The 11699-nt window shown below is 66.6% G+C and carries 14 protein-coding genes and 1 pseudogene; 3 read left to right on the plus strand and 12 right to left on the minus strand.

Annotated elements, in window-relative coordinates:
- Positions 1 to 23: 23 nt before the first annotated feature.
- The gene (locus tag MMB92_RS19275; RefSeq protein ID WP_059721064.1) at positions 24 to 989 is read right to left on the minus strand and encodes an ABC transporter substrate-binding protein; all 966 of its coding nucleotides are present in this window, start codon (positions 987 to 989) and stop codon (positions 24 to 26) included.
- A 332-nt stretch (positions 990 to 1321) separates the two neighbouring features.
- On the opposite strand from MMB92_RS19275, the gene MMB92_RS19280 reads away from it, so the two are divergent.
- Positions 1322 to 1639 carry a VF_A0006 family four-cysteine protein gene (locus MMB92_RS19280; RefSeq protein WP_006486375.1) on the plus strand — a complete coding sequence of 106 codons (318 nt, stop codon included), beginning with the start codon at positions 1322 to 1324 and terminating at the stop codon, positions 1637 to 1639.
- A gap of 86 nt (positions 1640 to 1725) precedes the next feature.
- Here the strand turns inward: MMB92_RS19280 and MMB92_RS19285 are convergent, their stop codons facing one another.
- Together MMB92_RS19285 and MMB92_RS19290 are read right to left on the minus strand one after the other, a co-directional pair.
- Positions 1726 to 2541, minus strand: coding sequence for a MetQ/NlpA family ABC transporter substrate-binding protein (locus tag MMB92_RS19285; RefSeq protein WP_006486394.1), 816 nt, complete (start codon positions 2539 to 2541; stop codon positions 1726 to 1728).
- A gap of 226 nt (positions 2542 to 2767) precedes the next feature.
- A complete protein-coding gene (locus MMB92_RS19290) occupies positions 2768 to 4405 on the minus strand; it encodes a methyl-accepting chemotaxis protein (RefSeq protein WP_277562863.1) in 1638 nt (545 codons plus the stop codon).
- 231 nt (positions 4406 to 4636) lie between these two features.
- On the opposite strand from MMB92_RS19290, the gene MMB92_RS19295 reads away from it, so the two are divergent.
- Positions 4637 to 4927, plus strand: a complete 291-nt coding sequence (locus MMB92_RS19295; protein WP_006486398.1) for a YciI family protein — start codon at positions 4637 to 4639, stop codon at positions 4925 to 4927.
- 152 nt (positions 4928 to 5079) lie between these two features.
- Here MMB92_RS19295 and MMB92_RS19300 read toward each other — a convergent pair whose 3' ends face one another.
- The 5 genes and pseudogenes from MMB92_RS19300 to MMB92_RS19320 all read right to left on the minus strand — a co-directional run bounded on the left by MMB92_RS19300 (position 5080) and on the right by MMB92_RS19320 (position 9162).
- Positions 5080 to 5697, minus strand: a complete 618-nt coding sequence (locus MMB92_RS19300) for an SCO family protein (protein WP_034201339.1) — start codon at positions 5695 to 5697, stop codon at positions 5080 to 5082.
- Between the two features lie 18 nt (positions 5698 to 5715).
- The gene (gene cyoE, locus MMB92_RS19305; protein WP_006477738.1) at positions 5716 to 6618 is read right to left on the minus strand and encodes a heme o synthase; all 903 of its coding nucleotides are present in this window, start codon (positions 6616 to 6618) and stop codon (positions 5716 to 5718) included.
- Positions 6619 to 6626: 8 nt separating this feature from the next.
- Complete coding sequence (locus MMB92_RS19310; protein ID WP_006486378.1) at positions 6627 to 7739, minus strand: COX15/CtaA family protein; 1113 nt, start codon at positions 7737 to 7739, stop codon at positions 6627 to 6629.
- Positions 7740 to 7764: 25 nt separating this feature from the next.
- Positions 7765 to 8337, minus strand: a pseudogene (locus tag MMB92_RS19315) (cytochrome C oxidase subunit I); the annotation flags it as partial.
- 114 nt (positions 8338 to 8451) lie between these two features.
- Positions 8452 to 9162 carry an SURF1 family protein gene (locus MMB92_RS19320; RefSeq protein WP_034201899.1) on the minus strand — a complete coding sequence of 237 codons (711 nt, stop codon included), beginning with the start codon at positions 9160 to 9162 and terminating at the stop codon, positions 8452 to 8454.
- 84 nt (positions 9163 to 9246) lie between these two features.
- Between MMB92_RS19320 and MMB92_RS19325 the strand changes: the two genes are divergently transcribed.
- Positions 9247 to 9456: a twin transmembrane helix small protein gene (locus MMB92_RS19325; RefSeq protein ID WP_006477735.1), complete on the plus strand. Its 210-nt coding sequence runs from the start codon at positions 9247 to 9249 to the stop codon at positions 9454 to 9456.
- Between the two features lie 174 nt (positions 9457 to 9630).
- On the opposite strand, the gene MMB92_RS19330 is transcribed toward MMB92_RS19325, so the two are convergent.
- The 4 genes from MMB92_RS19330 to MMB92_RS19345 form a co-directional block, all read right to left on the minus strand.
- A complete protein-coding gene (locus tag MMB92_RS19330) occupies positions 9631 to 10488 on the minus strand; it encodes a cytochrome c oxidase subunit 3 (protein ID WP_006486364.1) in 858 nt (285 codons plus the stop codon).
- Between the two features lie 158 nt (positions 10489 to 10646).
- On the minus strand, positions 10647 to 10847 hold the full coding sequence (locus MMB92_RS19335) for a DUF2970 domain-containing protein (RefSeq protein WP_006486367.1): 201 nt from the start codon (positions 10845 to 10847) through the stop codon (positions 10647 to 10649).
- A 16-nt stretch (positions 10848 to 10863) separates the two neighbouring features.
- On the minus strand, positions 10864 to 11475 hold the full coding sequence (locus MMB92_RS19340) for a cytochrome c oxidase assembly protein (RefSeq protein WP_006486387.1): 612 nt from the start codon (positions 11473 to 11475) through the stop codon (positions 10864 to 10866).
- A 35-nt stretch (positions 11476 to 11510) separates the two neighbouring features.
- The gene (locus MMB92_RS19345; protein WP_006486385.1) at positions 11511 to 11651 is read right to left on the minus strand and encodes a cytochrome oxidase small assembly protein; all 141 of its coding nucleotides are present in this window, start codon (positions 11649 to 11651) and stop codon (positions 11511 to 11513) included.
- Between the last annotated feature and the right edge of the window lie 48 nt (positions 11652 to 11699).

An 11699-nucleotide genomic window follows, 5' to 3' on the forward strand; every position in this document is an offset into this window, starting at 1 on the left:
AAGCGCGGCGGTCGGGCCGCGGCTTACTTGATGACCGTCTTCGCTTCCTTCACGAGATCCGGCGACAGCGTGACGCCCTGCTTCGCGGCCGCGCCCGTATTGACGAACAGTTCGAGGTTGCTGCTCGTCTCCGACGCGATCGCGCCCGGCTTCTCGCCCTTCAGGATGCGCGCGACGACCCTGCCCGTCTGGCGGCCGAGGTCGCCGTAGTTGATGCCGAGCGCCGCGATGCCGCCGCGCTTCACGCTGTCGGTGTCGCCGGCGACGAGCGGAATCTTCGCTTCGTTCGCGACCTTCACCAGCGCTTCGTACGCGGACACGACGTTGTTGTCGGTATTCGTGTAGATCACGTCGACCTTGCCGATCAGGCTCTTCGCGGCCGGGCCGATGTCGACGGTGCGCGGCGCGGCCGCTTCCTTCAGCGTCATCCCCTGCTTCGCGAGGATCTCCTTGAGCTCCTTCACGACGACGACCGAATTCGCCTCGCCCGGGTTGTAGACCATGCCGACCGTCTTCGCATTCGGCACGACGCGCTTGATCAGCGCGACCTGGCGATCGAGCGGCAGCTTGTCGGACACGCCCGTCACGTTGGTGCCCGACGGGCCCCAGCCCTTCACGAGCTGCGCGGCGACCGGGTCGGTGACGCCCGAGTAGACGACCGGCACGCTCTTCGTCGCGGCGACGACCGACTGCGCGGCCGGCGTTGCGATCGCGACGATCACGTCGGGCTTGTCGCCGACGAACTTGCGCGCGATCTGCGCGGCCGTGCCGGTGTTGCCCTGCGCGCTCTGGTATTCCCACTTGAGCTTGTCGTCGCCGTAACCTTCCGCCTTCAGTTCGGCGCGCACGCCGTCGCGGATCGCATCGAGCGCCGGATGGTCGACGATCGACAGCACCTTGACGGTCTGTGCATGCGCGGCGCCTGCCAGCGCGAGTGCGGCGACGCCGGCCGTGATCGAACGGATCGCGAAAGTCTTGAATCGCTTCATGGGTGAGTCTCCCCCGTATTGTGTCGGTTCTGGATGATGGATTCCCGCCGCCGTCGGGCGGGCGCCGCCCGTGCGTACGAGACGCGGGCGATCGGCCCGCGCACGCTCCGGGAAAGCGTGCAGCGGCGAACGCACGAGGATACCATTTCCGCAGACCACCGCCTGACTCCGTGCTTTCGCGCGGCGCGCCGGGCACAACCTCGCCGAGGCCCCAAGAAAGCGCGCCAAGCCTTGCCGGTGGCGGCGCCGATCCGCGTCGGCCAATGCGTCGGCCGCGCATGCGGCTTTACGCTATGCTGTCGGCCGACCCAATCCACTCCACCGGAGGGCAGATGAAACGGGGTATCCGAGCCGCCGCATTCGCAGCATTCACCGCCGTCGCGCTGACGCCGCCGGGCGCGGCGTTCGCGCTGACCGACGGCAACGCGCAATACGACGACTGCATGCTCAACGCGCTGCGCGAAAGCCGCAACGGCGCGGCGGCCCAGTTGATCCAGCGCTCGTGCGACGCGCTGTACCGCAACAACGCGATGCTGCTGCCGCGCGAACGGCGCTTTCACGAGTGCGTCGTGCAGTCGCTGCCCGGCGTGCGCGACAACTACGCGATCCAGCAGATCATGTCGATCTGCTCGCGGCGCGGGGAGATGTAGGCATAGGCGCGCGTGCCGCGCCAATGAAAAAAGGGCCTGCGCGATGCAGGCCCTTTTCGTTCAGCGGTCCGACCGGTGAGCGGCGTTCAGAACGACGCGACCATCGAGCCCTTGAACTGCTTCTTGATGAATTCCTTCACTTCCGGCGACTGGTACGCCTTGACCAGCTTCTTCACCCACGGCTGATCCTTGTCCTTCGCGCGCACGGCGATCAGGTTCGCGTACGGGCTCGTCAGCGATTCGAGCGCGATCGCGTCCTTGGTCGGCTGCAGATTCGCGGCCAGCGCGTAGTTCGTGTTGATCACGGCCGCGTCGACGTCCGACAGCACGCGCGGCAGTTGCGCGGCGTCGAGTTCGGAGATCTTCAGCTTCTTCGGGTTCTCGGCGATGTCGAGCACCGTCGCGTTGTTGCCGCCCGTGCCGGCGCCGGCCTTCAGCTTGATCACGCCTTGCGTCTGCAGCAGCAGCAGCGCGCGGTTCTCGTTCGACGGATCGTTCGGCACCGCGAGCTTCGCGCCCTGCGGCAGATCCTTCAGCGACTTGAACTTCTTCGAGTACACGCCGATCGGCGAGATGTAGGTCAGGCCCGCGCTGACGATCTTGTAGCCGCGCTGCTTCACCTGGCTGTCGAGGTAGGGCTGGTGCTGGAAGCTGTTCGCGTCGAGATCGCCCGAATCGAGCGCCGCGTTCGGCTGCACGTAGTCGTTGAACTCGATGACCTTCACGTTCAGGCCTTCCTTCTCTTTCGCGACCTTCTGCACGACTTGCCACACTTCCGAATCCGGGCCGGCGACCGTGCCGACCTTGATCACCTTGTCTTCGGCGTGCGCGCCTGCCGACAGCGTCAGCGCGGCGCCGGTGGCCAGCACGGAAAATACCTTCAGGAGACTGCGACGCTTCATCTGTTTCTCGCTTTCTTGCTTACTGGAAATGGGGCGCGATACGGGTATGCCCGGACTCGCAGGAAGGGCCAAATGGTGTCACAGGATCGGCGGGAAGTGAAATACATCCCGCTCATATGGGTATGCACCAGCGCAGTGCCGGCGGCCGCCGCACAACTCGGCCGTTAGTTGCATTTTTCCTCGACGCATCGGCCCATTGGTCCATCGGCCGATCGGCCGATACACGTCACGCCGCCACCGTCTCGTCGGCCGCCTTCGTGCCGAAAGCCGGCTCGGCCGCCCATGCACCGGTCCCGCGCGGCGACGGGCCGCCGGTATTGGCGACCCGGAACGCGCCGACCGCGTCGCGCAGCCGCGCGGCCTGTTCCTGCAGCGACGCAGCGGCCGCGGCCGCTTCCTCGACCAGCGCCGCATTCTGCTGCGTCACCTGGTCCATCTGCGTGACCGCGCGGCCGACCTGCGTGATGCCGCTCGCCTGCTCCTCGGACGCCGCCGCGATCTCGCCCATGATGTCGGTCACGCGTGCGACCGCCTGCAGGATCTCGCCCATCGTCGTGCCGGCCTGGCCGACCAGCGTCGAGCCGTTGCGCACGCGCTCGACCGAATCGACGATCAGCGCGCGGATCTCCTTCGCGGCCGTCGCGCTGCGCTGCGCGAGCGAGCGCACCTCGCCCGCGACCACCGCGAAGCCGCGGCCCTGCTCGCCCGCGCGCGCGGCTTCGACCGCCGCGTTCAGCGCGAGGATGTTGGTCTGGAACGCGATGCTCTCGATCACGCCGATGATGTCGGCGATCTTGCGCGAGCTGTCGTCGATCTCGCCCATCGTGCCGATCACGCGGTTCACGACGTCGCTGCCCGCACGCGCGATGTCCGACGCATTGTTCGCGAGCCCGCTCGCCTGCCGCGCGTTGTCCGCGTTCTGCTTCACCGTCGCGGTCAACTGCTCCATGCTCGCGGCGGTTTCCTCGAGCGACGCGGCCTGCTCCTCGGTGCGCTGCGACAGGTCGTCGTTGCCGGCCGAAATCTGGCGGCTCGCCGACGCGATCGATTCGGCCGACTGGCGAATCCCGCCGATCGTCGCCTGCAACCGTGCCTGCATGTCGTGCATCGCGGCCATCATGCTGGTGCGATCGCCCGCGCGCACCGGCACCGGCTGCGTCAGGTCGCCCTGCGCGATGCGCGTCGCGAGCGCGGCCGCTTCGTCCGGCTCGCCGCCGAGGCTGCCGCGCACGTTGCGGATGATCACCAGCATCGCCGCGCTGATCACGAAGCCGATCACGAACACCATGGCCAGATGGCCGAACAGCGTCCGGTAGTACACGGTGTCGATGTCCTTCAGGAACACGCCGCTCGAGATGTTCCAGTCCCACGGCGCGAACCGCGTGACGTAGCTGATCTTCGGCACGGCCGTCTCGCTGTGCGGCAGCCGCCCGCGATATTCGGCGAAGCCGCTGCCGGTCGCCTTCGCCGCGTTCAGGATCGTCACGAACAGCGGCTTGCCGTCCGGATCGAGATAGTCGCCGACCTGCGTGTTGACGAGTTTCGGCAGCGTCGGATGCATCAGCACGACCGGCTTCGAATCCATCACGAACACGTAGCCCGAATCGCCGTAGCGCATCGCGGCGAGGCTCGCGAGCGCGTCGCGCTTCGCGTCGGCCTCGGGCAGCGTGCCGCTCTGCGCGAGCGCGTGATAGGCCTTCACGATGCCCGCCGCCGAGTCGACGAGATTCGCGATGCCGGCCTTGCGTTCGGCGAGCATCGTCGCGCGCGTTTCGTAGGCGCTCCATGCGCCGACGCCCAGAAGACCGATCCATACCAGCGCAAGCGCGAGCCACAGCTTGCGGTTCAAACTCATTCTGCTCATCTGCGTGCCTCTGTCGATGTCGATGCATCCGACGCGCGAACGGCCGGCCGCGCGCAAACGGTTGCTCTTTTATTTACGGCAACGAGGCTTACATCTTGAATACGCGTCGCCGCGGCGAACCGGCGATCGACAGGCCCCCACGCGGCGCGCCGGCGCGACAGCCCGCATCCGCTGTGCTAAAAAGACCGGCTGGCCGGCGCGCGAAGCGCCGGCATCATTCCAGGGGCATCCATGTACGTCATCGACATCCACTACACCGCGTCGCTCGAGCGCATCGACGACGCGCTCGAACGCCATCGCGCGTACCTGCAGCCGCAGTTCGACAAGGGCATCTTCATCGCGGCGGGGCCGAAGGTGCCGCGCGCAGGCGGCATGATCCTCGCGGCCCGCATCGATCGCGACGCACTCGACGCGATCCTCGAGACCGACCCGTTCGTCACCGAGGGGCTCGCCACGTATCGCGTGACGGAATTCCGGATCACCCGCGCCGCGTCGGGCTTCAACGTGCCGGCGCTGCCGTAACGCGGCTTCGGCGCAATACGTGCGCAATACGCGCGCATGCCGACGCGCCGCCCGGCGGGCAGCGCATGCGCGCAAAGATGAGAGCGGGGAAACGTGACGGCACGAACACGGCCGTCACGCGAAACGCCGGGCGGGCGCCCGGCGGCGGCCGGTCAGTCGACCAGCAGCTTCAGGTCGTGGACCCACGGGGCCGGGCCCTGGCCGTCGCGCACGAACAGGCGCAGCTTGCCGTCGCGGTCGAACACGTAGCTCGCGGCCGTGTGATCCATCGTGTAGCTGCCGGGCGTCTTGCCGGGCACCTTCGCGTAGTACACGCGGAAATCCTTCGTGACCTTCTTGAGCTGTGCTTCGTCGGCCGGCCGCAGGCCGATGAACGACGGATCGAACGCGGGCACGTACTGGCCGAGCAGCGCCGGCGTGTCGCGCTCCGGATCGACGGTGACGAACAGCACCTGCACGCGCTTCGCGGCATCCGGCCCGAGCTGCTTCAGCGCTTCGGACAATTCCGCCATCGTGGTCGGGCACACGTCCGGGCAATGCGTATAGCCGAAGAACATCACGACGGCCTTGCCCTTGAAGTCGGCGAGCGTGCGGACCTTGCCGCTCGTATCGGGCAGCGCGAAGTCGCTGCCGAACTGCGTGTTGCCGGTGATGTCGAGATTCTGGAATTTCGGCGCGTTGTCGCATCCCGCGAGCAGCAGCGCTGCCGTGAATGCGCACGCGAGCATCCAGCCTTGGCGCGCGCGGCGCCCGAACCGTGATGGGAGCATTGCGTTCAAACCGTGCGGTTACACGCCGAGCAGCGGGCGTGCGTAGTGATCGACGAGCAGCGCGGCAAACAGCAGCGACAGATAGACGATCGAGTAGCGGAAGGCCTTGCGGGCGAGTTCGTCCGAATAGTCGCGATGGATCTTCCACGCATACGCGAGGAACACCGCGCCGAGCAGTACCGCGCTCGTCAGGTAGACGGCCCCGCTCATCCCGGAAATGAAGGGCATCAGCGTGACCGCGAACAGGATCACCGTGTACAGCAGGATGTGCAGCCGCGTGAACTTCTCGCCGTGCGTGACGGGCAGCATCGGCAGCCCCGCGTTCTCGTAATCCTTGCGGCGATAGAGCGCGAGCACCCAGAAATGCGGCGGCGTCCACACGAAGATGATCAGCACGAGGATCCAAGCGTCGCCCGGCACCGCGCCGGTGACGGCGGCCCAGCCGAGCGCCGGCGGCATCGCGCCCGACGCGCCGCCGATCACGATGTTCTGCGGCGTCATCGGCTTGAGCAGCAGCGTGTAGATCACCGCGTAGCCGACGAACGTCGCGATCGTCAGCCACATCGTCAACGGATTCGTGAACGTATAGAGCGTCCATGCGCCGACGCTGCCGAGCACGGCCGAGAACAGCAGGATCTGCGGCGTCGTGATCTCGCCGCGCGCGGACGGGCGCCATGCGGTGCGGCGCATCATCGCGTCGATCTTCTGTTCGACGAGGCAGTTGATCGCGAACGCGGCGCCGGCCAGCAGCCAGATGCCGACGGTGCCGCCGATCAGCACATGCCACGGCACCATGCCCGGCGTCGCGAGGAACATGCCGATCACCGCGCAGAACACCGCGAGCTGCGTGACACGCGGCTTCGTCAGCGCCATGTACTGGGAAAAGCGGCTACCGGGCGATTGGGAGAGGGTGCTTTGCATGGGGGCGGTCACGCCGGGGCGGCGTCGCGCGCAGGCTGCGCGACACGGCCGGGGCGGCTTGAAAGGATGCGAAAGTTTAACATGACGACGAGCAGCAGCAGGATCGCGGCCCCGCCGTTGTGCGCGACGGCGACGGGCAGCGGCCACTGCAGCACGATGTTGGTCAGGCCCGTCACGAACTGCAGCAGGACGACCAGCAGCACGCCGTTCGCGGGCCGCCGCAGCGATTCGAAGCGGCGCATCTTCAGCGCGAACGCGACCAGGTACGCGACCACGACGAACGCGAACGTGCGGTGCGTCCAGTGGATCGCGACCAGCGCGTCCTGCGTGATCGCGTCGCCGTCCTTCGTCATCCCGAGCGCGCGCCACAGGTGAAAGCCGTGCTGGAAGTCCATCGGCGGAATCCACTGGCCGTTGCAGGTCGGGAAGTCGGTGCACGCAAGCACCGCGTAGTTCGTGCTCACCCAGCCGCCGAGCGCGATCTGCACGACCAGCAGCACGAGCGCCGCGAGCGCGGCCGCACGGTAACGCCCGGCCTCGGGGTCATACGACGGCAGCGGCGTCTGGCGCGCCGCGAGCCAACCCAGCGTGCCGAGCAGCGTGAGGCCGAGCAGCAAGTGGATCGTGACGATCACCGGTTGCAGCTTCATCGTGACCGTCCATGCGCCGAACGCGCCCTGCACGAGAATCAGCAGCAGCAGGCTCGTCGGCCACCACGGCGACACGTGCAGCGGGCGGCGACGCAGCCGCGCGGCCCATGCGATCACGGTCTGCGCGATGATCAGTACGCCGATCGCCATCGCGAAATAGCGGTGGATCATCTCGATCCACGCCTTCGTCATGCTGACCGGCCCGGTCGGCATCGCCTGGTGCGCGGCCGTGATCGCCGCGTGCGCGATGAACGGCGACGACGTGCCGTAGCAGCCTGGCCAGTCGGGACAGCCGAGCCCCGAATCGGTCAGCCGCGTGAAGCCGCCGAACATCACGAGGTCGAGGGTCAGGAAGGTGGTGATCCACACGAGCTTGCGGAACTTGTCGTCGTCGGCCTTCACCCACACGTACGACAGCGGCAGCAGCGCGATGCACAAGCCGATCAGGCCGAGTTGCAGTAGATACGACATCGGAATGGTGCCTCGTTCTCTCGCCTTAACCGATGCTCGACCACTTCAGCAGCTTCGTCACGTCCGACTTGATCTTGCTGGGATTCGGGTCTTTCGGGAAACGCATCATCAGGTTGCCGTTCGGGTCGACCATGTAGATGTGGTCGCTGTCCTTCGTGCCGGCGTCGACCGGCAGCCACGCGGCCACCGCGGCCGGATCGGCAACGAGCCGGCGCGTGTCCGGATACGCGTCCAGCACCTTCTGCGGCACCGCGCCCGCATCGCTGCGCAGCCACACCATCGTGATCCGGTGCCGTTCGCCCGCCTGCGTGACGCGGATCTGGCGCATGAAATAGAGCTTCTGCGCGCACGCGTCGTCGCACGCGCTGCGGTCGGTCATCACGAACAGCCAGACGCCGCGCAGCGACGACAGCGGCACCGTCTTGCCGGCTTCGTCGGTGACCTGCAGATCCGCCGGGATCGGGCGCTGCGGCTCGATCAGCGTGCCGTAGTTGGTCGACCCGCCCTTCGGCTTGATCACGTAATAGGTGAAGTACGACGCGATCATCGGCGCGGCGCACACGAGACCCAGCAGCACGAGCATCCAGCGGCCGCGCTTACGGGCCGCGGGCGACATCGGCGCAGCGGCCGGACCCTGACGGGGAGATTGCATGGACAAATCAGACCTCTCGAAACGAACCCGCGGCGCGCTCGCCGCGTCCTGGCATGACGCTCACGCGCCGGCCGACTTCTTCGCCGCACGCCGCGCGGCGTACAGCCCGAAGCCGAGCGCGGCCGCCGCCATCGCCCACCACTGAAACATGTAACCGTAATTGCGCTCGACGCCGGTCGTCGCCGCCGGCCAGTCGCGCACGAGCTTGTCGCCGTCGTCGCTCGTCTGCTGGATCACGAACGGCTGCAGCGGCAGCCCGGTTTCCCGCGCATACGCGGCGACGTCGAGGTTCTGGCGGATCTTCTGATGCGCGGCCGACCCGCCTTCGCCGAGCTCGAACGCGCGCGACGCATCGGCGCGCGCGATGCCGACGATCTCGACGTCGCCCGCCGGCGTCGCGAACGGCTCGATCGCCGTGCGATCGGCGATATTGCGCGGCAGCCACCCGCGGTTCACGAGCACGACGCCGCCGCCCGTGAGTTTAAACGGCATCACGACGTAAAAACCCGGCTGGTCGTTATACGGCCGATTGTCGAGGAACACCGCTTGCTCGGGCATGAAACGGCCCTTTGCCCGCACGCGATGAAACTCGATCGACGCGAGCGGAACCGGCTGCGCGCCGATGTCGACAGGGGCCGCCTGCTCGTAGCGCTCGATGCTCGCCTGCAGCGCTTCCTTCTGGTGCGCGCGGTCGCGCTGCCAGAAACCGAGACGGATCGTGACGGCGACGACGACGAGGATCAGCAACGCGGGCAGCCAGCGGATCTTCATCATGCGGCCCGCCCGGCACCTGCGCGAAAGCGAAGTGCGATAATTATCCTCTTCCTTTCGAATTGCCGTCGTCCGGTTCGTGTCATGCACATACTCGTTCCCATCGCCTTCGTCCTCATCATTGCCAGCATGGGCTCGGCGCTCTACTTCATGATGCACGACCGCGGCCATACGAAGCGCATGGTCTGGTCGCTCGCCACCCGCGTCGGGCTGTCGGTGTCGCTGTTCCTGCTCATCCTGTTCGCGAACTGGATGGGCTGGATCCATTCGACCGGCCTGCCGATCGGGCGTTGATGCCGTTGCCGCGCCGGCCGCTGTGACATTTCGCCGCACGGCCGCGCCACCAAGCAAAAGCGCCGCCTGACTGAGTCGCGGCGGCGCCAGGGTGGTGTCGCTCGCGGCTTCGCCGCCGCGCGCTCGACACCAATGAAAACGGCCCGCGCATTGCTGCGCGGGCCGTCGTTCCATTTACAGCCAGTAGACGACGACGTACAGGCCGAGCCAGACGACGTCGACGAAGTGCCAGTACCACGCGGCGCCTTCGAAGGCGAAGTGGTGATCGGGCTTGAAGTGGCCGCGGATCATCCGCACCAGCACCACCGCGAGCATCGTGCCGCCGAGGAACACGTGGAAGCCGTGGAAGCCCGTCAGCAGGAAGAACGTCGAACCGTACACGCCCGAGTTCAGCGTCAGGTTCAGTTCGTTGTACGCGTGGTAGTACTCGAAGCCCTGCAGGAACAGGAAGCAGATACCGAACACGAGCGTCGCGGCCAGCCACGCGATCGCCTTCTTGCGATGATCGTCACGCAGCGCGTGGTGCGAGATCGTCAGCGTCACGCCCGAAGACAGCAGGAACGCGGTGTTCAGCGTCGGGACCGGCCACGGGCCCATCGTCTTGAAGTGACCGGCGAGCGCGGCGGGGCCTTCGTTCGGCCACACGGCGGAGAAGTCCGGCCAGATCAGCTTGTAGTCGAGGCTGCCGAGCTGGTGCAGCGCGATTTCACGCGCATAGAACAGCGCGCCGAAGAACGCGCCGAAGAACATCACTTCCGAGAAGATGAACCAGCTCATGCTCCAGCGGTACGACTTGTCGACGTTCTTGCCGTAATGACCGCCTTCCGATTCGGCGATCGCGTCGCCGAACCAGTGATACAGCGTGAAGAGCAACCACAGCAGGCCGAGCAGCGCCGTAAACGGCGCCCAGTCGTGACCGTTGATCCACAGCGCTACCGAGCCGAGCATGACCAGCAGGCCGATGGCCGCGCTGATCGGATGCTGCGACGGATGCGGCACGAAATAGTACGGGGTCTGGTTTTGACCGCTCATGCTTGATTCTCCACTTCAGTCCAATTTGTGTACCGGAAACCGCTCCGGCTTTATTTCTTGCGCGGCGAGACCGCCACCGCTCTTTCCTGCACGCCGCGCCGTGGCGCCGCGCACTGCATTCTTTCGTCGCCGCGGGCCGCTAGCCGCTAACTGCGCCCTCAACCCACGACGGCACGCACGATCAGGATCAGCACGCCGATGAACACGCCGGCCGCGATCAACGCGACGATCAGCACGTGCAGCGGATTGAGCTGCGTCGCGTCGGCCTCCAGGTCGCGCCGCTTGCGCACCCCGAAGAACGACCACAGCACCGCTTTCAGCGCCTGACCGAACGTACCGCTCCGCTTGACCTCCGTCATCGCCCCGCCTCCGTCGTCATGCATCCGGCTTCGCCGCACCCTGCGCCGCCGCCGTACTGCGCTGCGCCGGGGCCGGCGTGGCCGGGGTATTCAGCTCGAAGAACGTGTACGACAGCGTGATCGTCTTCACGTCCTTCGGCAATTTCGGGTCGATCACGAACACCACCGGCATCTTGCGCGACTCGTTCGCGGTCAGCGTCTGCTGCGTGAAGCAAAAGCACTCGATCTTCTTGAAGAACTCCGTCGCCTGCTTCGGCGCGTAGCTCGGAATCGCCTGCGCGACGACCGGCCGGCCCTGCCCGTTCGTCACGTCGTACACGATCGTCGTCAGTTCGCCCGGATGCACGTCGAGACTGTTGTGCTCCGGCTTGAAGCCGAGCGGCCCGCGCGCGTTCGCATCGAACTCGACCGACACCGTGCGGCTGTAGTCGACCTGCGAGTTCTTCACCTCGCGCTCGCTGACATCGCGCTGCACCAGGTTGTTGATGCCGGTGATCTGGCAGATCGCCCGATACATCGGGATCAGCGCGAAGCCGAAACCGAACATCAGCCCGGCCACGACGAAGAGCTTCACCAGCATCGAACGATTGAACGCGCGATCCGCGGCGCCCTCTTCCGGCTTCGACATACGACGACTTCCTCGCTACTGCGTCAGTTACTGCATCAGTGGGTGGACAGCCACCACTGTTTGATCACGACACCCACAAAAAAAACGGCGGCGATGACGAGCAGGGTGAGGCCGAGCCGCTTGTTGCCCGCGCGGATCTGCTCGGGCGTTCGTCTTTCTTGTGGATTCCGGGTCATCTGAAACTTCGCTGAAACTTCCGTTTCGCGCCCGCCGCGCCTGCCTGC

The organism is Burkholderia sp. IO2, from assembly GCF_029522185.1.
Classification (GTDB): Bacteria; Pseudomonadota; Gammaproteobacteria; order Burkholderiales; family Burkholderiaceae; genus Burkholderia; species Burkholderia cenocepacia.

Bases quoted from the DNA above. Each gene is read 5' to 3' on its own strand.
- MMB92_RS19275 (WP_059721064.1), bottom strand. From the start codon at position 989: ATGAAGCGATTCAAGACTTTCGCGATCCGTTCGATCACGGCCGGCGTC.
- MMB92_RS19280 (WP_006486375.1), top strand. From the start codon at position 1,322: ATGAAACGGGGTATCCGAGCCGCCGCATTCGCAGCATTCACCGCCGTC.
- MMB92_RS19285 (WP_006486394.1), bottom strand. From the start codon at position 2,541: ATGAAGCGTCGCAGTCTCCTGAAGGTATTTTCCGTGCTGGCCACCGGC.
- MMB92_RS19290 (WP_277562863.1), bottom strand. From the start codon at position 4,405: ATGAGCAGAATGAGTTTGAACCGCAAGCTGTGGCTCGCGCTTGCGCTG.
- MMB92_RS19295 (WP_006486398.1), top strand. From the start codon at position 4,637: ATGTACGTCATCGACATCCACTACACCGCGTCGCTCGAGCGCATCGAC.
- MMB92_RS19300 (WP_034201339.1), bottom strand. From the start codon at position 5,697: ATGCTCCCATCACGGTTCGGGCGCCGCGCGCGCCAAGGCTGGATGCTC.
- cyoE (WP_006477738.1), bottom strand. From the start codon at position 6,618: ATGCAAAGCACCCTCTCCCAATCGCCCGGTAGCCGCTTTTCCCAGTAC.
- MMB92_RS19310 (WP_006486378.1), bottom strand. From the start codon at position 7,739: ATGTCGTATCTACTGCAACTCGGCCTGATCGGCTTGTGCATCGCGCTG.
- MMB92_RS19320 (WP_034201899.1), bottom strand. From the start codon at position 9,162: ATGAAGATCCGCTGGCTGCCCGCGTTGCTGATCCTCGTCGTCGTCGCC.
- MMB92_RS19325 (WP_006477735.1), top strand. From the start codon at position 9,247: ATGCACATACTCGTTCCCATCGCCTTCGTCCTCATCATTGCCAGCATG.
- MMB92_RS19330 (WP_006486364.1), bottom strand. From the start codon at position 10,488: ATGAGCGGTCAAAACCAGACCCCGTACTATTTCGTGCCGCATCCGTCG.
- MMB92_RS19335 (WP_006486367.1), bottom strand. From the start codon at position 10,847: ATGACGGAGGTCAAGCGGAGCGGTACGTTCGGTCAGGCGCTGAAAGCG.
- MMB92_RS19340 (WP_006486387.1), bottom strand. From the start codon at position 11,475: ATGTCGAAGCCGGAAGAGGGCGCCGCGGATCGCGCGTTCAATCGTTCG.
- MMB92_RS19345 (WP_006486385.1), bottom strand. From the start codon at position 11,651: ATGACCCGGAATCCACAAGAAAGACGAACGCCCGAGCAGATCCGCGCG.